Source organism: Streptomyces sp. NPDC003379, assembly GCF_053589195.1.
Map to the genome: position 1 here is coordinate 283,556 of NZ_JBSFRK010000002.1, position 20,060 is coordinate 303,615.

Below are 20,060 nucleotides of genomic sequence, written 5' to 3' on the forward strand. Positions count from 1 at the left end.
CCTTCCGGTTCGAGGCGGTCGGTGGGGCTCAGCCTTTCCTGTTCCCCGACGGCCGCCGGTCGTTGACTTGGTATCAGCCGTCGAGGACTGATCGCCCTTCCCTCGACGGCATGGAGGAGAGCCCGTCACGATGCCACCGTGGCGCGGGGCGGGCGGTCACCCCAGAAGGGATGTTCCTGTGACCACGACCTTGGCCAGTCCCACTGCGACCGGTGACCCCCGCTACACCGAGTGTCGGGTGATCCGCCGCAGGTCCCACGTTCCACGGATGGCGTGGTGCGTATCGGCGTCGCCGACAAGTGCAAGGACCGCCGAGATGGGAGACCCTGACGACGACTCCGAGGAGGGGCCGCGCGCTAGCCCCGCACCTCGTACAGCACCTGCCCCCTCGGCCCGGACCCCGCCACCCGCAGCGCGGGGTCGTCACGCCCCAGACCTCCGTCCCCCGGATACTCCACGATCCACCGCACCCCGTAGCGGTGCAGTATGTCCAGGCGCTCCCCGCGCGGCGTGCCCGAGGCGAAGTAGGCGCGCACCGCGTCCACTCGCCGCTCCTGGTCCGGCAGGAAGAAGTCCGGATAGCCGGGAGCGACCGTGTAGGGGCCGTAGGCCGGGATCTGGCGGGACGGGAAGGTCTTCGCCATCACCACGTCGCCGTAGTGGACCTGCGCCGCCAGCCAGTTGTAGCCGGGCCACGGCGGCTCGTACTTCGCGGCCACCGGCCCCGGCAGGACCGAACGCGGCACCACATAGCCCAGCGTTCCCGCCTGGGTCCACGCGCCCAGCAGCAGGGCCCCGCCGAGCAGGACGGCGCAGGCGCGGCGCACCGCCGGGCGTCCCGCCTCGAAGACCTCCAGCGCCGCCGCCACCTGCGCGGGGATCAGGGCCGCCGGCAGCACCCTCCCCCACGAGTAGTGGCCGGTCAGGCCGCCCGCCGCGAACATCGTCGCGCCGAGGGCGAAGAAGAGGACCAGAGGGTCACGGTGGTCCCTGCGCCAGCGCCACGCCAGAGCCGCGACGCCCAGCAGCGCAAGGCCGAAGTGCGGCAGCAGCCCCCGGTACAGCGAGCGGTGGATCTCCTCCAGGCCGCCGACCCCGAAGAGGTCGAAGAAGGAGTAGTACGGCCAGGCGGCGAGGATCAGCAGGCCGAGGGCCAGGCCGCCGGTCAGACGTACCAGCACCGCCCGCGTCGGCCACGGCCGCGCCCCCAGCACCATCGCGAGCGCCCCGAACGACGCCACGACCCCCGTGAACTGGTGGCTCAGGGCGATCACGGACCAGAGCGCGCCCAGGCCGACGAGAGCGAGCAGGCCCCCGCCCCGCAGGGACTTCCGCAGCAGCGCCCAGAAGTGGAAGGAGACGCCGAGTGCGAACGTACTCGGGTACGAGATCGTCAGCGCGAGTGAGTTCAGGCCGAGGAACCCGCTCCAGCTGAAGAGCCCCGGGCCCCAGAGCAGGAGCAGGCAGAGAAGGGCCAGCGGCGCCGCCCCCTTGCGCGTACTGAACGTACGTACGAAGTGTCGGACACCCGTCACCAGCAGCCCGAGACCGACCAGCGCGGCCACCCGCAGCACCACGAACGTGCCGAGCCCCGTCACCTTGGCCAGGCAGCCGAGCAACAGCATCCAGGGGGAGTAGTAGGGGCTCGGCGTGTCCGCGTCGACCAGCGGATTGCCGGGGCTCAGCAGGTCATGGCGCAGGCGTTCGATCGTCGCCGCGTGGATGCCGAGGTCGCCCGCCCAGGGCAGACGGACGATCACGCAGAGGAGCAGGACGAGGACGAGCAGGACAAGTAGGGGGAGGACCTGGGGTAGGCGAGAGCGCGGGGCCCGTATGACCCCCTTAGTGGCGACGCGCATCGTGCTGGAAGACCCACGTCCGGTAGACCAGGAAGCGGAACGCCGAGGCCAGGCCGATCGACAGTGCCTTGGCGAGGTTCGAGCCGAGCGGTCCGCTCATGTCCGCGCCGTGGTACGCCGCGTAGAACAGGAGGCTCTCCATCACGACGCCGATGCCGCTGAAGACGAAGAAGAGGGCGATCTGCCGCTTGGTGCGCGAGGCGCGGTCCCGGTACGCGAAGAAGCGGAAGCCGAGGTAGTTGGTACCCATGGCCACGCAGCTGGCCAGCACCGTCGACGTCATCGGGCCCGAACCCAGGCCGTGCAGGAGGAAGTTGAAGACGACGAGGTTGACGGCGACACCGCTGCCGCCGACCACGCCGAACTTCGCCAGCTCCAGGGAGAGCCTGCGCAGCCGCGCGGGGCCGGGGCCGGGTGAGGGGGCGGGCCTGGGCGTGGGCGCGGGCCCGGCGGATGGTGCCGGAGCGGGCGGGACGGAGGCGGCCGGCGGCGGCGCGTCCTTCAGGACGGGCGCCGTCATCCGCGCGCCCCCGAGCTGCCGAGCCCAGACCCAGACCCCGACCCCGAGTCACCGAGCCCAGTCTCCAGCCCCGCCCCTGGTCCCGACCCCGACCCTCTCGCGTCAGCACGCGACCCCGCCGCCCCCGCGCCGAGCCGCAGCTTCCACGGCATCACGATCGACTCCAGCTGCACCATCAGGTTCATCTTCGACTCGCCGACCGTCCGGTCCTCGAAGTGGATCGGCACCTCCATGACGCCGAAGCCGCGCCGCAGCGCCCGGTACTTCATCTCGACCTGGAAGCTGTAGCCCGCGCTGTCCACGGAGGCCAGGTCGATGGCGCGCAGGGCGTCCGCGCGCCAGAGGTTGAAGCCGCCGGTGATGTCGCGGACGCGGGTGCCGAGGATCGTGCCGGCGTAGGCGTTGGCCCAGCGGGAGAGCAGCTTGCGGTGGGCGCCCCAGGCGTCGGAGAGCGTGCCGCCCTGCACGTACCGGCTGCCGATGACGACACCCGCGTCCGTGGCGAGGGCGACGCCGAGCAGCTCGGCGACCTTCTCGGCGGGGTGGCTGCCGTCGGCGTCCATCTGAAGCACGTACCGCGCGCCCTCGGCGACGGCCCGCGTCATACCGGCCGCGTAGGCCCGGCCGAGGCCGTCCTTCTCGGTGCGGTGCAGGACGCTCATGCGGGCGCTGCCGTACCGCTCGGCGAAGCGTTCGGCGATGTCGCCGGTGCCGTCGGGGCTGGAGTCGTCGACGACGAGGAGCCGCAGGCCGGGCAGCGGCAGCGCCATCAGGGCCTCGGCCATGCCGGGCAGGTTCCCCGCTTCGTTGTACGTCGGCATCACGACGGTCAGCGCGGTGGCGGCCCAGGCTTCGGGCAGCCGCGCGGCGAGGTCGTCGGGGAGGTCGTCGGAGAGGTTCTCCGGGGTGTTCACAGTCACGGCTCAAGCCCTTCGGTGGTCCGCGGTCGATGGGTGGTCCGGTTCCCTGCGCTATGGATCTCGTACCTCCGTCAGACAATCTCACCCACCTTAGACCAAATGCCCGAATTGATGGGGTATGGCGAATCTCATCACCCATTCCGCGCCACGCAGGCAACCAATCAGGCCAAGGAAAGCTCCGCCCGCAGCCGTCTGAGGCGTCCCTACCTCCACGACCACCGAACGGCAACACGAGAACAGAAGATCCGCTACCGAAGACGCCGCGCCGCGCACCCGCGTTGCCCGGACACGCAGACGGGGGCGCCCCGAGCCACAAGGCCCGGGGCGCCCCCAGTCACGTACCGCGAAGAACCCCTACGGAAGAACCGCCTACGAATGCGTACGCAACAACGTCCGCATCGTCCGCATCGCCACCGACAGATTCGCCAGATCGAACGCGTCGGAACTGTGGATCTCCTCCAGCGTCGTCCGCGCGCGGCTCAGGATCGGCGCGTTCTTCTCCTCCCACGCCTTGAAGCGCTGCTCCGGCGTCGACTCGCCGTTGCCCGCCGCGAGGACGTCCGCCGTCAGCGCGGCGTGCGCCGCGTACAGGTCCTCGCGGATGGAGGCGCGCGCCATGGACTGCCAGCGGTCGGCCCGCGGCAGCTCGATGATGCGGTCCATGAGCTGGGTGATGCGCAGCCGGTCGGCGAGGTCGTAGTAGACCTCGGCGACGGCCATCGGCTCCTTGCCCACCCGGTCGGCGACCGCGACGATGTCGAGCGCCGGGAAGGCGGACGAGAAGCCCGCGACGCGCTGGGCGAGCGCGTCGGGAACGCCCGCGCCCGTCAGCTCGTCACAGATGCTCTGGTACCACTCCTGGTCCGAGCCGCGCAGCAGCTTCGGCAGCTCGCCCCAGACCTGGGCGACGCCCTCGCGGAAGAAGGCGATGGTCTCGGCCAGCTGGAGCGGCTGCGGCCGGTTGTTGAGCAGCCAGCGCGAGCCGCGCTCGACGAGGCGGCGCGAGTGCAGCCGTACGCGGGTCTGCACATCGGCGGCGACGACATTGTCGAGCGCCTCTACGGCGTCCCAGACCTCGCTCAGCCCGAAGATCTCCCGCGCGGCCAGCTGGGCCCGCACGATCTCTTCGAGCGAGGCGCCCGTCTCCTCCCGCAGCCGGTGCAGGAAGGTGGAACCGCCGGTGTTCACCGTGTCATTGACGAGTACGGTCGTGACGATCTCGCGGCGCAGCGCGTGCCCGTCGATCTGCTCCGGGAACCTCTCCCGCAGCGCCTTCGGGAAGTACGCGTGCAGCAGGCGCCGCAGGTAGGGGTCGTCGGGCAGCGTCGTCTGGATCAGCTCGTCGGCGGCCGTGATCTTCGTGTAGGCGAGGAGGACGGCCAGCTCGGGCTGGGACAGGCCGCGGCCGGAGTTGAGCAGTTCGCGGATCTGCCGGTCGTTGGGCAGGAACTCCAGGCCCCGGTCGAGGTGGCCCTGCTTGCCGAGCCGGCGCATGAAGCGCTGGTGGGCGTGGAGCAGGGACGGCGACTGGGTGAAAGCGTTGGCCAGCGCGGTGTTCTGCGCGTAGTTGTTGCGCAGCACCAGCTGACCGACCTCGTCGGTCATCTCGGCGAGCAGCTTGTTGCGCTGCTTGACCGTCATGTCGCCGTCCGTGACGACCGCGTTGAGCAGGATCTTGATGTTCACCTCGTGGTCGGAGGTGTCCACGCCCGCGCTGTTGTCGATGGCGTCCGTGTTGATGCGGCCACCGGCGCGCCCGAACTCGATGCGGCCCAGCTGGGTGAGGCCGAGGTTGCCGCCCTCGCCGACGACCTTGACGCGCAGGTCGGCGCCGTTGACGCGGATCGCGTCGTTCGCCTTGTCGCCGACGTCGGCGTTGGACTCCGCGGACGACTTGACGTACGTACCGATGCCGCCGTTCCACAGCAGGTCGACCGGCGCCTGGAGGATGGCCTTCATCAGGTCGGCCGGGGTCATCTTGGCGACGCCGGTCTCGATGCCGAGGGCCTCGCGGATATGGGCGTTGAGCTGGATCGCCTTGGCGGTACGGGGGAAGATCCCGCCGCCGGAGGAGAGCAGTCCCTTGTCGTAGTCGGCCCAGGAGGAGCGCGGCAGTTCGAACAGGCGGCGGCGCTCGGCGTAGGAGGTCGCGGCGTCCGGCTTCGGGTCGATGAAGATGTGCCGGTGGTCGAAGGCGGCGACCAGGCGGATGTGCTCGGAGAGCAGCATGCCGTTGCCGAACACATCACCGGACATGTCGCCGACGCCGACCACCGTGAAGTCCTCGGACTGGGTGTCGCAGCCCAGCTCCCGGAAGTGCCGCTTCACGGACTCCCAGGCGCCGCGGGCGGTGATGCCCATGCCCTTGTGGTCGTAACCGGCGGAGCCTCCGGAGGCGAACGCGTCGCCGAGCCAGAAGTCGTAGTCCTCCGCGACCTTGTTGGCGATGTCCGAGAACGTCGCCGTGCCCTTGTCGGCGGCGACCACGAGGTACGTGTCGTCCTCGTCGTGCCGGACGACGTCCGCCGGGGGCACGACCGCACCGGTGACGAGATTGTCGGTGATGTCGAGCAGCGCCGAGATGAACGTCTTGTAGCAGGCCACGCCCTCGGCGAGCCACGCGTCGCGGTCCTCCGAGGGGTCGGGCAGCTGCTTGGCGACGAAGCCGCCCTTGGCGCCGACGGGCACGATGACGGTGTTCTTCACCATCTGCGCCTTGACCAGGCCGAGGATCTCCGTACGGAAGTCCTCGCGCCGGTCGGACCAGCGCAGCCCGCCGCGCGCGACCTTGCCGAAGCGCAGGTGCACGCCCTCGACGCGGGGCGAGTACACCCAGATCTCGTACGCGGGTCGGGGCGCGGGCAGGTCGGGGATGGCCTGCGGGTCGAACTTCATGGAGACGTAGTGGTGCGGCTCGCCGCTCTCCGTCTTCTGGAAGAAGTTCGTCCGCAGGGTCGCCTTGATGACAGTGAGGAAGGACCGCAGGATCCGGTCCTCGTCGAGCGACGCGACCTGGTCGAGCGCTCCGTCCAGCTCCTCCAGGAGCCCGTCGGTCAGCTCGGTCCCGGCGCGCTGGTGGTCCGGCGACATCCGTGCCTCGAAGAGCGAGACGAGCAGCCGGGTGGTGTGGACGTTGTTGCGGAGGGTGTCCTCCATGTAGTCCTGGCTGAAGGTGGAACCGGCCTGGCGCAGGTACTTGGCGTAGGCCCGCAGGACCATCGCCTGACGCCAGTTGAGACCCGCGCGCAGCACCAGCGAGTTGAAGCCGTCGACCTCGGCCGCGCCGGTCCAGGCGGCGGCGAAGGCCTCCTGGAAGCGCTCGCGGCCGTCGTCGCCGAGGTAGTCGCCGTTGCCGTTCGGGGACTTGGGCATGCGCAGCCCGAAGTCGTAGATCCACGCGTGCGTACGGTCCGAGCAGCGCAGCTCGTACGGACGCTCGTCGGTGACCTCGACACCGAGGCGCTGCAGGACGGGCAGCACCGCGGAGAGGGAGACCTGCTCACCGGCACGGTAGATCTTGAAGCGGCGCTCGCCGGGCGCGGCGCCCACCGGCTCGTACAGGGAGAGCGCGAAGTCCCTGGGTCCCTGCGCGAGCTGCTCCAGGTGCTGGAGGTCGGCGACGGCGGCGCGCGGCGTGTGGTCGGCCTTGTACCCCTCGGGGAAGGCGGACCCGTACCGGCGCAGCAGCTCGGCGGCGCGCTCCTCACCGCACTCGGCGGTCAGCGCCTCGGCGAAGCCGTCGGCCCAGGAGCGGGCGGCGTCGACGAGCCGCCCCTCGATGCGTTCGATGTCGGCGTCGGAGAGGTCGGGGACCTCGGCGCCCTTCGGCACCCTGACCACGAAGTGGATGCGGGAGAGGATCGACTCGGTGTTCCAGGCGGTGAAGTCGACGCTGGCGCCGTTCAGCTCCTCCTTGAGGATGTCGATGATCCGCAGCCGGACGCCGGTGGTGTAGCGGTCGCGCGGCAGGTAGACGAGGGCGGAGTAGTAGCGGCCGTACTCGTCCTTGCGCAGGTAGAGCCGGAGCCGACGCCGCTCCTGGAGGTAGAGGACGCTCGTCACGATGGAGCGCAGCTCGTCGGCCGGGGTCTGGAACAGCTCGTCGCGCGGGTACGTCTCCAGGATCTGGAGCAGGTCGCGCCCGTCGTGGCTGTTGGCGGAGAACCCGGCGCCCTTCAGCACCTCCTGCACCTTGCGGCGGATGACCGGCACGCGCCGCACGGACTCGGTGTACGCGGCGGACGAGAAGAGCCCGAGGAAGCGCCGCTCGCCCACCACGTTGCCCGCGGCGTCGAACTTCTTCACGCCGACGTAGTCGAGGTAGCTGGGGCGGTGGACGGTCGCCCGGCTGTTGGCCTTCGTCAGGACGAGCAGCTTGTGCTCGCGGGCCTTGGCACGCGCGTCGGCGGGCAGCCGGTTGAAGGACGGGCTGACCGGGTGGTGGTCGTCGCCGTGCTGCGGGTCGGCGCGCAGGATGCCGAGGCCGGTGCCGGGCACGGCGGCCAGGGAGTCCTCGTCCGTGAGGTTGTACTCGCGGAAGCCCAGGAAGGTGAAGTGGTTGTCGGCGAGCCAGCGCAGCAGCTCGCGGGCCTCCTCCACCTCCTGGTCGCGCAGGTCGTCCGCGGTGGGCTCGGAGGGCAGCTCGTCGGCGATGCGCAGCGCGGCGTCGCGCATCTTCTCCCAGTCCTCGACGGTCTCGCGTACGTCGCTGAGGATCCGGAGCAGATCGGCGGTGATCTGCTTGAGGTCGGCGCGGTCGGTCTCGCGGTCCATCTCGACGTGGATCCACGACTCCACGAGCGCGTCGTGCGGCCGCTCGGCGCCCGCCTCGCCGGGCAGCACCTCCAGGAGCTTGCCGGTCAGGTCACGGCGCACGATGACCTGGGGGTGGATCACCACATGGATGCCGCGGCCCTGGCGGGAGAGCTCGTTGGTGACGGAGTCGACGAGGAAGGGCATGTCGTCGGTGACGACCTCGACGACGGAGTGGCTGCACGTCCAGCCGTTCTCCTCGACCGTCGGGGTGTGGACCCGCACGTTGGCCGTGCCCTGGGGGCGGTTCTCGGCGAGCCGGTAGTGGGAGAAGGCGGCACCGAAGACGTCGACCGGGTCGCGGTCGGCCAGATCCTCGGGGGCGGTGTGCAGGTAGTAGCGCTGGAGGAACGCGAGAGCCATGTCCTGATCCGGCGTGGCCTCGCTCGTCGTCCCGGTCGGTGCACCGCTCGGTAGGCGCCCCCCGACCGGGCTGTTCTCAGCTACCCGGGCGGCCCGCGCGAGCAGCTCGGTCTTGGCTTCGTCCAGCTTGGTCTGCATTGTCCTCTGACTCCTGCCGCGCGCCATTGCGCGACGTAGAAGGAAGTGATGTGACGTAACGCCGCAGCCCGGGGTCTCCGGCCGGAATCGACGTTATGCCGCGGTGCGGGAAGAGCGGTCGGCTTTCCGCCATTTTCAGCGGTTCCACCGACAGATGCAGCGGATGTGCTGACAGATGCGGCTGTTCCGCTGACAGATGGCCTGCTCGGCCCGATCGTCCGCACCGCGAAGAGGCGTCAGCGAGGGCCCGGGCACGGATGTCCTCCGTGTTTCCCGGGCGCAGGGCGGAGGCACCGATGCCTCCGCGGGATATCGCGCTGATCACGGGTCAAGGCTATCGCCCCGGACCCGGGAACCGTCATGAGCCGTATGTGTACAAAAGCAGGGGCAGAACCTGGACAGTCTGCACAGTGCGGCTGGGGCGCGGCCCTGCTGTCGGCCCTCTTGGCAAACCGGACGCGGGGATGCACGTTGAGCGGGACGGACAACGGACACGCACGACGGACACGCACGACGGACAGCGGACATCCGTGACGGACTCGGGAAGCGAGCACCGATGGCAGCCAAGATCCTGATAGTGACCGGCGACGCGGCGGAGTCGCTGGAGGTCCTGTACCCCTACCAACGACTGCGCGAGGAAGGGTACGACGTCCACATCGCCGCCCCGGCCCGCAAGAAGCTGCGGTTCGTGGTGCACGACTTCGAGCCGGGCTTCGACACGTACACGGAGAAGCCGGGCTACACCTGGCCCGCGGACCTGGCCTTCGCCGAAGTGGAGCCCGGTCAGTACGTCGCCCTGGTGATCCCGGGCGGCCGGGCCCCGGAGTACCTGCGCAACGACCCGGAGCTCCGCAAGATCCTCAAGTCCTTCTTCGACGCGGACAAGCCGGTCGCGCAGATCTGCCACGGCCCGCTCCTGACGGCGGCGATCGGCGGCCTCACCGGGCGCAGGGTCACGGCGTACCCGGCCCTGGAGATGGACATGCAGGCGGCGGGCGCGACCTTCCAGGACGCGGAGGCGGTGGTCGACGGCACGCTGGTCTCGGCCAGGGCGTGGCCGGATCACTCGGGGTGGATGAGGGAGTTCCTGACGGTACTGAGGGCGAAGGCGCCGGTGACGTGAGGGACGGCGTACGCGTGCGCCTGCGGTAGCCGACACCCTCGGGAGCCGTACGCACACCCGTCCCACATCGGTATGCCGATCCTCGTGGATACCGATACCGATACCGGGAGACGGACGCGGACGGCAGTCCCTCCTGCGCCGCCTCACGGGGAGGCCGCGGGAACGGGCGGCGGGGTGCCGGCGGTCCGGCGCTCGGGGTCCCGCGGCGCCGACAGCTCGGCCGGCCGGACCCCGTCGGAAACCGATCCCGAGCCCCGCGGGTCAACTCGCCGGGCAGCCGCCCGCCCCGCCGCCGCCCGAAGCCGGAGCCCGTCGCGCCACCGCCCCTGTCACGTCGTCCGGCAGCAGGCGGAACGCCTCAGGCAGCGAACCGCTCCGCGACGACCACGGCCTCAGGCAGCGAACCGCTCCGCCACGACCACGGCCTCCGCCAGACTGTCCACGACGGGCACCCCGGCCGCCTCCAGACTCCCCCGGCTGTGCGAGCCCCCGGTGTAGAGCACGGCCCGCGCGCCCACGTGCGCGGCGGCGACCGCGTCATCGACGGCGTCCCCGATCACGACGACCCGCTCGGCAGCGGCGACGACGCCCTCCAGCGCGGCGAGGTGCCGCACCATCCGCTCGGCCTTGCCAGCATGCGAGTCGTCGGTGCGCCCGTCGATCCGCACGAAGTGCTCCTGGATTCCGTGCCGGCGCACGATCGGCACCAGACGCTCATGCGGAGCCAGCGACAACAACGACTGCGTACGCCCGTCAGCGCGCCGCTCGGCCAGCAGCTGAGCGGCGCCTTCGGTGAGCCCGCACCCCTCGGCCCGGGCCCAGTAGTGCCGGTGGAAGACGGCATCCATGACCCGCCACTCGCTCTCACTCGGCAGCCGCCCCATCAGCCGCTCGTAGAACTGCGGAATCGGCACGCAGTACAGCTCGCGATACCGCTCCAGCGTGATCGGCTCGAGCCCGATCTCCGCGAAGGAGGCGTTGGTCGCCTCGATCACCGCATGAATGTCATGCAGGAGCGTCCCATTCCAGTCCCAGACAATATGCGCCCCGCGCAATCTCCCCATCCCCAAAACCTACCCTTCCCGCCGCGAAGCGGCGGTCCAGCGCCGCCGGACCGGCGGCGCACCCCGCACACGACCGAAGGGACGACGGCTCCCAAAGACACACCCCACCACCACCAAGTCCCACCAAGTCCCACCAAGCCCCTACCCGATCAGCCCAGGAATCTCCTGCGTAGCGAACCAGAGCAGCTCATGATCCTCGGCCCCGTCCACCACGAACCGCGCATCGGCATCGCCCTGATCCGCCGCCCCCAACGCCGAGACCGCCGCCCCCACGTCCCCTTCCGCATCCCCCGCGTCCACATGCACGGCCGCCGCCACCTTCCCCAAGGAAAGCCCCGCAGGGATCCGCACCTCCCCGAGCGCCCCCTCATCGGGCCCCCGGTCGGAATCGGCGACGGTCACCACGGCCGTCCCGTCCGGCACGTCGGCCGCGAGGACGACCCGCCGCCGCGCCGCCCCCGGCTCCCCCGCCAGCATCCGCAGCGACGCCAGCGCCGCCCGGTTCAGCGCCGCGTACTCGAGCTCCTCGATGTCATCGGAGACGTACCACTCCCGCAGAGCCGGAGTCACGGCGTAAGCGACCAGCGGCCCGGGTCCCAGCTCGCCCGCCTCGTACGCCTCGGCGAGCCGGGGCAGGGTCAGAGGAACGTAGACGCGCATGGCTGACCGCTTTCGTTCGTGTCCGTTCGAAGACGGACCTTCATGGCCGTAGAAGACCTTCAGGATACGTGCGGGAGTCCCCGATCGAGCTCAGCCCACCGCCCATGGAGCCGTCCACACCCGTCCGCGGATTCACCCCCCACTCCCCAGACGGCACGGCACTCCCAGCCCCTCCGAGACCCCTGATAGGTGAACCGCCGCCGCCTCGCCCACCCCGCCCGCAGCCCCTTGCGCACCTCGCCCCCACCCCCGTACAAGATCCCCAACACAAAAAGTTACTCCCCGGTAAAACGGAGGCACCTCATGCGCAAGGTAATGACAAGGCCCCGCCCCCGCCTCTCGGCAACGCGCCCCTCAGCGACCCGCCCGCCCACAGGCCGCCCACCCACCCGCAAAGACTCCCGTCGCCCCACGGACCGCTCCCCGGCCCACCCAAGGACGACCAGGACGATCCCGGCCCAGCCACCCCCACACCCCACGGAGCTCTTCGCCGAACGCCTCCTCCTGGTCCTCAGCGGCCAACGCCCCCTGTACTGGGTGGCCCGGCACATCGCCAACACCGCGTACGACGAACTGGCGCGCCTGGCAGAGCTCAGCCCCCTCTGCACGGACGGCCACCGCCCCACGATCCACCGCATCGGCCACTACCAGCCGCACCCCGAGGCATACGAGGTCTTCGCCCGCATCGCGACGGGCCCGAGACTGCGCGCACTGGCGTTCCGCCTGGCCCTGGGGGCAGACCGGAAGTGGCGCTGCACAGCAGTGGAAATGGAGAAGACCTGACCGAGAGAACCCAAGCCAAAAGGGCCGGGGGAAACCCCCGGCCCCTCTCGATCAGGCCACAGAACGAGGCTCAGCGAGCCAACCGCCCCGTCACAGCGACGGCGTCAGCGCAACGTCACTTCTTGCGCCGCCGCCCGCCCTTCTGCGCCTTACGCCGCTCCGCCCGAGTCATGCCGTCCGCCTCGGACCGCACACCCGCGCCATCCGTGGCGAAGTCACCCTCGTCGACGCCGCCCTCGGCGTTGGGCGCCTGGAAGTGCAGCCGGTCCGGCCGCTGCGGAGCCTCAAGCCCCTTGGCCCGGATCTCCGGCCGCGCCGGAGATCCGCCACCCGCACCGGCCGGAACCGCGTCCTGCACGCCGTCCTTGGTCAGCGAGGCCGCACGCGCCCCGTCCTCGACCGGAACCTCCTCGACCTGCTGCTCGACCTGGACCTCCAGGTTGAACAGGTAGCCGACGGACTCCTCCTTGATGCCGTCCATCATGGCGTTGAACATGTCGAAGCCCTCACGCTGGTACTCGACCAGCGGGTCCTTCTGCGCCATGGCGCGGAGGCCGATGCCCTCCTGGAGGTAGTCCATCTCGTAGAGGTGCTCACGCCACTTGCGGTCGAGCACCGACAGGACGACCCGCCGCTCCAGCTCACGCATGATGTCGGAGCCGAGCTGCTCCTCACGCGCCGCGTACTGCTGGTGGATGTCGTCCTTGATGGACTCGGAGATGAACTCGGCGGTGAGACCCGCGCGGTCGCCCGCCGCGTCCTCCAGCTCCTCGACGGTGACCGCGACCGGGTAGAGCTGCTTGAAGGCGCTCCACAGCCGGTCCAGGTCCCACTCCTCGGCGAAGCCCTCGGCGGTCTCGGCGGCGATGTACGCGTCGATGGTGTCATCCATGAAGTGCGCGATCTGCTCGTGCAGATCCTCACCCTTCAGGACGCGGCGACGCTCTCCGTAGATGACCTCGCGCTGGCGGTTGAGGACCTCGTCGTACTTGAGGACGTTCTTACGGGTCTCGAAGTTCTGCTGCTCGACCTGCGACTGGGCGGAGGCGATGGCGCGCGTCACCATCTTGTTCTCGATCGGCACGTCGTCGGGGACGTTGGCCATCGACATGACCCGCTCGACCATCTGCGCCTTGAACAGGCGCATCAGGTCATCGCCCAGCGAGAGGTAGAACCGCGACTCACCGGGGTCGCCCTGACGTCCCGAACGGCCACGCAGCTGGTTGTCGATACGACGCGACTCGTGCCGTTCCGTTCCGAGGACGTAGAGGCCGCCCAGCTCCTTGACCTCTTCGAACTCCGCCTTGACGGCCCGCTCGGCCTTCTCCAGGGCGGCGGGCAGCGCGGCGGCCCACTCCTCGACGTGCTCGTCGGGGTCGAGGCCGCGCTGGCGCAGCTCCGCCTCGGCGAGGTCGTCGGGGTTGCCGCCGAGCTTGATGTCGGTGCCTCGGCCGGCCATGTTCGTGGCGACGGTGACGGCGCCCTTGCGGCCGGCCTGGGCGATGATCGGCGCCTCACGGTCGTGCTGCTTGGCGTTCAGCACTTCGTGCTGGACGCCTCGCTTCGACAGCTGCTGCGAGAGGTACTCCGACTTCTCCACGGAAGTGGTGCCGACCAGGATCGGCTGCCCCTTCTCGTGCTTCTCCGCGATGTCGTCGACGACGGCGGCGAACTTCGCGACCTCGGTGCGGTAGATCAGGTCGGACTGGTCGGCGCGGACCATCGGCCGGTTCGTCGGGATCGGCACGACGCCCAGCTTGTAGATCTGGTGGAACTCGGCGGCCTCGGTCATCGCCGTACCGGTCATGCCGGAGAGGCCGCTGTCGTAGCCCTCGCGCTTGTAGAGGCGGAAGAAGTTCTGGAGGGTGATGGTCGCAAGGGTCTGGTTCTCGTCCTTGATGTCCACCCCTTCCTTCGCCTCGATCGCCTGGTGCATGCCCTCGTTGTAGCGGCGGCCGGCGAGGATACGGCCGGTGTGCTCGTCGACGATCATGACTTCGCCGTCGATGACGACGTAGTCCTTGTCGTTCTTGAAGAGTTCCTTGGCCTTGATGGCGTTGTTGAGGTAACCCACCAGAGGCGTGTTCACCGACTCGTAGAGGTTGTCGATGCCGAGCCAGTCCTCGACCTTGCTCACGCCGGACTCGTGGATGGCGACGGTGCGCTTCTTCTCGTCGACCTCGTAGTCCCCGGTCTCCTCGATGCCCTTGAGGGGGTTGCCGGGCTCACCCCTGGTGAGGCGGGTGACCAGCTTGGCGAAGTCGCCGTACCACTTGGTGGCCTGGTCGGCGGGGCCGGAGATGATCAGCGGCGTACGGGCCTCGTCGACGAGGATCGAGTCGACCTCGTCGACGATCGCGAAGTTGTGGCCGCGCTGCACCAGCTCGTCCTGCGACCACGCCATGTTGTCGCGGAGGTAGTCGAAGCCGAATTCGTTGTTCGTGCCGTACGTGATGTCACAGCTGTACTGCTCGCGGCGCTGGGCCGGCGTCATATTGGCGAGGATGCAGCCGACGCTCAGGCCCAGGAACTTATGGACGCGACCCATCATGTCGGAGTCGCGCTCGGCCAGGTAGTCGTTGACCGTGATGATGTGGACGCCCTTGCCGGACAGGGCGTTCAGATACGCGGGAAGCGTGCCGACGAGGGTCTTGCCCTCACCGGTCTTCATCTCCGCGACATAGCCCATGTGCAGCGCGGCGCCGCCCATCATCTGGACGTCGTAGTGGCGCTGGCCCAGGACGCGCTTGGCGGCCTCACGGACCGTCGCGAAGGCCTCGGGCAGGAGGTCGTCGAGGGTCTCGCCGTCGGCGTAACGCTCCTTGTACTCCTGGGTCAGCGCGCGCAGCTCGGCGTCGGAGAGGCTGACGAAGTCCTCTTCGATGGAGTTGACCTGGTCCGCGATGCGGTGCAGCTTGCGCAGGATCTTGCCTTCGCCTGCACGCATGATCTTCGAGAGGACGGACACGGGGGTTGGTCTCCTTGCCGGTCGGGCCTGGCATGGTCGGTTTTACTCGTCGGGCAACGGCCATCGTATGCGAGGACCCGGCCGCCCCGGGAGGTGTGCCATGAGGTCAACGGGCGAGGGGCGCCGAAGGTGCCGGGTCGCGCTCATGAGTGCCTCGCGAGTGGTTCTCGAAAGTGCCTCGCGAGTGGCGCTCGAAAGCGCCTTGCGAGTGGTGCTCGCCAAGGACGGCGAAAAACACTGGCTCCCAGGACAACGCCCCCGCATCATCGCTTGATGGAGCCCGTCACACTCACCACCGAACGTCTGACCCTGCGCGTCTTCGCCCCGGAGGACATCGACGAGGTCCACGAGGCCTGCCAGGACCCCGAGATCCAGCGCTGGACCACGATTCCCTCGCCGTACGCGCGCGTGGACGCCGAGAACTTCGTCCACCGCATGGTCCCGGACGGCTGGCGGGGCGACCAGGAGTACACCTTCGCCGTACGCCCCAGGGAAGGCGGCCCGCTGATCGCCGCCGCCAGCCTGCACCACCCGCGGTCGGGCACCTGGGAGGTCGGCTTCTGGACGGCCAAGGAGCACCGCGGCCGCGGCTACATGACGGAGACCGTGCTCGGCCTCGCCCGCTGGGCCTTCACCGCTCTGCGCTGCCCGCGTCTCGAGTGGCGCGCGGAGGTCGGCAACACCGGGTCGCGGGCGGTCGTGGAGAAGGCCGGTTTCACCGTCGAGGGCGTGCTCCGCGCGGGCCTGCTGAACAAGGGCACGCTCCGGGACGGCTGGGTGGGCGCCCTGCTCCCCTCGGATCTCGGCATGCCGTCGTCGCTGCCGTACCTGCCCGCGAAGACCTGAGGCCGTGGGACAGCCCACCCGACTGTCAGTGCCGCCGCCTATCGTTTCGACCATGACGAGCCTGCCGCGCCCCGCCATCGAACTCTCCGCCGACGAGGCCCGCCGCATCGCGCTGCGCGCCCAGGGCTTCCTGGGGGCGCCGGACCGCAAGTCCGGGGTGCGGGGCGTGCTGCGCCACCTCGGCGCGGTCCAGCTCGACACGATCTCGGTCCTGGCCCGCTCTCACGAACTCGTTCCGTACGCCCGCCTGGGCGCCGTCGGCCGCGACACCGTCGAAGCGGCGTACTGGACGCAGACCCACGCGTTCGAGTACTGGTCGCACGCCGCGTGCGTCCTCCCCGTCGAGGAGTGGCCGCACTTCGCCTTCCGCCGCCGCGCCTACCGCTCCCGCCCGCAGTGGCACCACGACCTGCCCGACGGCGCGTACGACCAGGTCATCAAGCAGCTGCGCGCCGAAGGCCCGCTGACCGCCACGGAGTTGGGCGGCGCGAAGAACAAGGGCGAGTGGTGGGACTGGTCCGAGTCGAAGATCGCCGTTGAGCGCGCGCTGATGTACGGCGAGGTGGTGTGCACGGAGCGCCGCTCCTGGAAGCGGGTGTACGACCTGGCGGAGCGCGCCATCCCGGACGAGCTGCTCCACGACGACCTGGGCGACGCGGAGTGCGTGCGCCGCCTGGTGCGCCTGGCCGGTGAGGCGCTGGGCGTCGGCACGCGGGCGGACATCGCCGACTATCACCGCCTGAAGGGCGAGCAGTTCGACGCGGTGATCGCGGACTCGGGTCTGGTGCCGGTGGCGGTCCAGGGCTGGGACAAGCCCGCCTGGGCGGCCCCCGAGGCCCTCCGGACGGCGCCCCGCGGCCGGCACCGCACGACGCTGCTGTCCCCCTTCGACTCCCTGATCTGGGAGCGGGCGCGCACGGAGCGGATCTTCGGCTTCACCCACCGCCTCGAGGCGTACGTCCCCAAGCCCAAGCGGATACACGGCTATTTCGCGATGCCGCTGCTCGCGGGCGGCAAGCTCCTCGGCCGGGTCGACCCCGCGCGCGAGGGCCGCACGCTGGTGGCCAAGCAGGTTTCCCTCGACACCCCGAAGGCGGTCGAGCCGATGGCCCAGGCACTCCTGGAGGCGGCGTCCTGGGTCGGCTGCGATTCCATACGGGTGGAGCGGGTGAACCGCCCGGAGCTCGCGGTGCCGCTGATCGCCGCGGTCGGCTAGCGGATCTCCAGGATCTTCTCCCGCATCGCGTAGACCACGGCCTCCATTCTGGAATGCAGCTGCAATTTCTCCAGGATGTTGCGCACGTGGTTCTTCACGGTGTTCTCGGAGATGAACAGCTCCTTGGCGATGTCGCGGTTGTTCATCCCGGTGGCGACCAGCTTCAGCACTTCCAGTTCGCGGTCGGTCAGCCGGGGCGCGGGCACGAGTCTGCGCTCGTCGGTGCGCTGGATCATCGACTTGAACTCCGTGAGCAGCTTCGATGCCATCGAGGGGCTGATCTGCGACTGCCCGTCGGCCACCGCGCGGATCGCGGTGGCGACCTCGTCGGTGGAGATCTCCTTGAGGAGATAGCCGGTGGCGCCCGCCTTGATCGCTTCGTAGAGGTCGGCCTCCTCGTCGCTGATCGTCAGCATGATGATCTTGGCGCTCGGCGCCACCTCCTTGATGGAGGTGCACGCCTCGATGCCGCCGCGTTTGGGCATGCGTACGTCCATGAGCACGATGTCGGGCAGCAGATCGGCGGCCTTGTCCACCGCCTCGGCGCCGTCGCCCGCCTCGCCGACGACCTGGATGTCCTCCTCGGCGGCGAGGACGATCTCCAGGCCGCGACGGAAGAGGGCGTGGTCGTCCACCACGAGGACCCGGATGGGCTCCTTGCGCGGGGCGCCGGCGTCCGTGCCGATGCCGATGCCGTCCGCGGCATCCCCGTGACGCATCGGTCCGAAGCTGTCCGCCATCGTTCCTCCCCCATGAAGGCCGTGGCCTGTTGTGCCTCTGCTGCGCCAACCCGAGGCGGCAGCACGCCGGTTGGCCGGCCCGCCCATGATTTCATGCCCGGCGCCGGTGCGGTGCGCGCACTGGTCGCACGATGGTGCCCCTGGGGTCGCACACACGCTCCAGGGGCACCACGACGGCGGTCAGGGGAGCGGCGGTTCAGCCGCCGAGAGCCCCGCCCGCACCGGCCGTCTCGGCGTTGGCGACCATGGGGTCGGTGTTGAGGCGGATGACGCCGTAGTCATAGGCGTGCCGCCGGTAGACGACGCTGGGTTCCTTGGATTCGGAGTCGACGAACAAATAGAAGTCGTGTCCGACCAGTTCCATCTCGTAGAGGGCCTGGTCGAGCGACATGGGTGCCGCGACGTGTGTCTTCTCGCGGACCACGAGAGGGCCTTCGCCCTGGATCTCCAGCGAGCCGATCCTCTTGACCGGCACGCCGTCCGGCTCTTCGTCGCGTGCGATGCTGCCGTCCCCGTTGAGGTACGCCGCGTCCGGCACCCGCTCCGCGACTTCGGCGGCGGAGAGCCTGCCGCTGCCGCGCCGGTTGTGGCGCTTTTCGTGCTGCTTGCGCAGCCGGGCGTCGAGCTTGGCCGTGGCCAGGTCGAGCGCCGCGTACGGATCGGCTGCCGCGGCTTCCGCGCGGATCACGGGTCCGCGCCCGCGGAGGGTGATCTCCACGCGGTCGGAACGGTCGGCCTGACGCGGGTTGGTTTCCTTGGACACCTCGACGTCGAGGCTGATCACCTTGCCGTCGAGCTTCTGGATCTTGTCCAGCTTCAGCTTCTCGGCCACGTGCTTGCGGAACCGCTCGGGCACCTCGGTCTTGCGGCCCTTGACGACGATGTCCACGCAGAACTCCGTTCCCGGATCGCTCCGCTTCGGCGGCGGAGCTTCTCCCTTTTGCACCAGACCCCGGTGACACCCGGAGCCTCGGACTCGGTGACTTCCACCTCCTCCTCCCCCGCGGGCAAGATCTCCACCCCACCGGCCCGGGTGATTGCGGAAAACCCATGGACCGGCATTCCGATATGCGAGGCGCGGCGTTCGCCATTCCTCACAACCGAACATATCTCGCCCGGACGGATGTCGTCACCCTCTACTGCCACGTACCTCCATTCAGGTGTAACAACCCTCTCATCACCTGCAACGACGCACGTTCTCCATCAGTTCCGGTTTATTCCGAAAGAATCCGGTGACGCGGCGACAACGGCCGCGCTGATCGTGTTCCCGCCGCTCTCTTCCGTGTGCAGTTCACGTAATGCGCGCGCGGCCTCCGCCAATGAGGCGCCCGTGGTCATCAGGTCGTCCACGACCACGATCCGGCCCACGCCCGCGAGCAGTCGGCCGCCCCCGGCGGTCACCTCCAGGGCGTCCGCCAGATTGGCCTGCCGCTCCCGGGAGCCGAGCCCCGACTGGTCGGCCACCGCACGCCGTTGACGCAGCACCGCGAGCACCCGGGCCGGGATTCCCGCCCGCCGCAGCTCACCCGCCGCGGCGAGCGCGATCCGCCGCGCCGGGTCATGGCCACGCGCCCGCACCGAGGCACGCGCCGACGGCACAGGGACGAGCGACAACGGCACCGTGCGCCCCTGTGAACCGCCGTGGGTGCCGCCTACCCACGATCGCTCGCCCGTATCACCCCGACCCCACGTTTCGGCCCGCAGACAGCCGCGCACGGCCCCGGCCAGCGCGGCCCCGAGCGGTCCGGCCAGCCCCAGGGCGCCACGCTCCTTGTGCGCGAGCAGCACGGCCCGCACCGCGTCCTCGTACGCCGCCGCAGCGCGCACCACGGGCAGCCCGGGCGGCTCCGGCACCGGCCGCACCCGGCGCGGCACCGCCCCGCACAGGGCCGCACGGCACTCGGCGCAGAGCGCCGTACGAGGCCTCCCGCAGCCTCCGCACTCGGCCGGCAGCAGCAGATCGGTCAGGTCCTGCCACCACCCCCGCATGACCCCACTGTGCCAAGGCGGGGACGGCGCGACCACCCCTGTGGACAACCACCTGTGGA

14 protein-coding genes are annotated in these 20,060 nt (G+C 70.0%); 4 read left to right on the top strand and 10 right to left on the bottom strand.

The annotated features are described in order from the left end of the window. Window positions 1-356: 356 nt before the first annotated feature. The 4 genes from ACWDVB_RS03815 to ACWDVB_RS03830 form a co-directional block, all read right to left on the bottom strand. On the bottom strand, window positions 357-1,859 hold the full coding sequence (locus tag ACWDVB_RS03815) for a hypothetical protein (protein WP_451517773.1): 1,503 nt from the start codon (window positions 1,857-1,859) through the stop codon (window positions 357-359). Next, window positions 1,843-2,379 (bottom strand): GtrA family protein, encoded by a 537-nt coding sequence (locus tag ACWDVB_RS03820; RefSeq protein ID WP_451517772.1) that lies wholly within the window; start codon window positions 2,377-2,379, stop codon window positions 1,843-1,845. The genes ACWDVB_RS03815 and ACWDVB_RS03820 overlap by 17 nt, the downstream gene beginning before the upstream one ends. Next, complete coding sequence (locus ACWDVB_RS03825; protein WP_451517804.1) at window positions 2,376-3,200, bottom strand: polyprenol monophosphomannose synthase; 825 nt, start codon at window positions 3,198-3,200, stop codon at window positions 2,376-2,378. The genes ACWDVB_RS03820 and ACWDVB_RS03825 overlap by 4 nt, the downstream gene beginning before the upstream one ends. 468 nt (window positions 3,201-3,668) lie before the next feature. Continuing rightward, on the bottom strand, window positions 3,669-8,612 hold the full coding sequence (locus ACWDVB_RS03830) for an NAD-glutamate dehydrogenase (RefSeq protein WP_451517771.1): 4,944 nt from the start codon (window positions 8,610-8,612) through the stop codon (window positions 3,669-3,671). Between the two features lie 556 nt (window positions 8,613-9,168). On the opposite strand from ACWDVB_RS03830, the gene ACWDVB_RS03835 reads away from it, so the two are divergent. Then, the gene (locus tag ACWDVB_RS03835; RefSeq protein ID WP_451517770.1) at window positions 9,169-9,735 is read left to right on the top strand and encodes a DJ-1/PfpI family protein; all 567 of its coding nucleotides are present in this window, start codon (window positions 9,169-9,171) and stop codon (window positions 9,733-9,735) included. A gap of 392 nt (window positions 9,736-10,127) precedes the next feature. Here ACWDVB_RS03835 and ACWDVB_RS03840 read toward each other — a convergent pair whose 3' ends face one another. Both ACWDVB_RS03840 and ACWDVB_RS03845 read right to left on the bottom strand, forming a co-directional pair. Further along, window positions 10,128-10,799 (bottom strand): HAD family hydrolase, encoded by a 672-nt coding sequence (locus ACWDVB_RS03840; RefSeq protein ID WP_451517769.1) that lies wholly within the window; start codon window positions 10,797-10,799, stop codon window positions 10,128-10,130. 141 nt (window positions 10,800-10,940) lie between these two features. Next, window positions 10,941-11,459 carry a DUF6912 family protein gene (locus tag ACWDVB_RS03845; protein WP_451517768.1) on the bottom strand — a complete coding sequence of 173 codons (519 nt, stop codon included), beginning with the start codon at window positions 11,457-11,459 and terminating at the stop codon, window positions 10,941-10,943. Between the two features lie 315 nt (window positions 11,460-11,774). On the opposite strand from ACWDVB_RS03845, the gene ACWDVB_RS03850 reads away from it, so the two are divergent. Next, a complete protein-coding gene (locus ACWDVB_RS03850) occupies window positions 11,775-12,242 on the top strand; it encodes an Rv3235 family protein (protein WP_451611937.1) in 468 nt (155 codons plus the stop codon). A 115-nt stretch (window positions 12,243-12,357) separates the two neighbouring features. On the opposite strand, the gene secA is transcribed toward ACWDVB_RS03850, so the two are convergent. Further along, the gene (secA, locus tag ACWDVB_RS03855) at window positions 12,358-15,210 is read right to left on the bottom strand and encodes a preprotein translocase subunit SecA (RefSeq protein ID WP_451517766.1); all 2,853 of its coding nucleotides are present in this window, start codon (window positions 15,208-15,210) and stop codon (window positions 12,358-12,360) included. Between the two features lie 273 nt (window positions 15,211-15,483). Between secA and ACWDVB_RS03860 the strand changes: the two genes are divergently transcribed. After that, a complete protein-coding gene (locus tag ACWDVB_RS03860; RefSeq protein WP_451517765.1) occupies window positions 15,484-16,056 on the top strand; it encodes a GNAT family N-acetyltransferase in 573 nt (190 codons plus the stop codon). A 52-nt stretch (window positions 16,057-16,108) separates the two neighbouring features. After that, entirely contained in the window at window positions 16,109-17,272 is a 1,164-nt protein-coding gene (locus ACWDVB_RS03865; protein ID WP_451517764.1) for a winged helix-turn-helix domain-containing protein, read from the top strand. Here ACWDVB_RS03865 and ACWDVB_RS03870 read toward each other — a convergent pair. From ACWDVB_RS03870 to ACWDVB_RS03880, 3 genes are all read right to left on the bottom strand, one after another. Continuing rightward, window positions 17,269-18,012 carry a response regulator gene (locus tag ACWDVB_RS03870; RefSeq protein ID WP_451517763.1) on the bottom strand — a complete coding sequence of 248 codons (744 nt, stop codon included), beginning with the start codon at window positions 18,010-18,012 and terminating at the stop codon, window positions 17,269-17,271. The two genes, ACWDVB_RS03865 and ACWDVB_RS03870, sit on opposite strands and share 4 nt — an antisense overlap. A gap of 196 nt (window positions 18,013-18,208) precedes the next feature. Next, a complete protein-coding gene (gene hpf / locus ACWDVB_RS03875; protein WP_451517762.1) occupies window positions 18,209-18,901 on the bottom strand; it encodes a ribosome hibernation-promoting factor, HPF/YfiA family in 693 nt (230 codons plus the stop codon). 314 nt (window positions 18,902-19,215) lie between these two features. Beyond that, a complete protein-coding gene (locus ACWDVB_RS03880) occupies window positions 19,216-20,001 on the bottom strand; it encodes a ComF family protein (protein ID WP_451517761.1) in 786 nt (261 codons plus the stop codon). Window positions 20,002-20,060: the final 59 nt, after the last annotated feature.

Excerpts from the sequence above, each read along its gene's own strand:
- ACWDVB_RS03830 (WP_451517771.1), bottom strand. The coding sequence starts at position 8,612 with ATGCAGACCAAGCTGGACGAAGCCAAGACCGAGCTGCTCGCGCGGGCC.
- ACWDVB_RS03860 (WP_451517765.1), top strand. The coding sequence starts at position 15,484 with ATGGAGCCCGTCACACTCACCACCGAACGTCTGACCCTGCGCGTCTTC.
- ACWDVB_RS03825 (WP_451517804.1), bottom strand. The coding sequence starts at position 3,200 with ATGCCGACGTACAACGAAGCGGGGAACCTGCCCGGCATGGCCGAGGCC.
- ACWDVB_RS03850 (WP_451611937.1), top strand. The coding sequence starts at position 11,775 with ATGACAAGGCCCCGCCCCCGCCTCTCGGCAACGCGCCCCTCAGCGACC.
- ACWDVB_RS03845 (WP_451517768.1), bottom strand. The coding sequence starts at position 11,459 with ATGCGCGTCTACGTTCCTCTGACCCTGCCCCGGCTCGCCGAGGCGTAC.
- ACWDVB_RS03870 (WP_451517763.1), bottom strand. The coding sequence starts at position 18,012 with ATGGCGGACAGCTTCGGACCGATGCGTCACGGGGATGCCGCGGACGGC.
- ACWDVB_RS03815 (WP_451517773.1), bottom strand. The coding sequence starts at position 1,859 with ATGCGCGTCGCCACTAAGGGGGTCATACGGGCCCCGCGCTCTCGCCTA.
- ACWDVB_RS03835 (WP_451517770.1), top strand. The coding sequence starts at position 9,169 with ATGGCAGCCAAGATCCTGATAGTGACCGGCGACGCGGCGGAGTCGCTG.
- ACWDVB_RS03880 (WP_451517761.1), bottom strand. The coding sequence starts at position 20,001 with ATGCGGGGGTGGTGGCAGGACCTGACCGATCTGCTGCTGCCGGCCGAG.
- ACWDVB_RS03840 (WP_451517769.1), bottom strand. The coding sequence starts at position 10,799 with ATGGGGAGATTGCGCGGGGCGCATATTGTCTGGGACTGGAATGGGACG.
- ACWDVB_RS03820 (WP_451517772.1), bottom strand. The coding sequence starts at position 2,379 with ATGACGGCGCCCGTCCTGAAGGACGCGCCGCCGCCGGCCGCCTCCGTC.
- ACWDVB_RS03865 (WP_451517764.1), top strand. The coding sequence starts at position 16,109 with ATGACGAGCCTGCCGCGCCCCGCCATCGAACTCTCCGCCGACGAGGCC.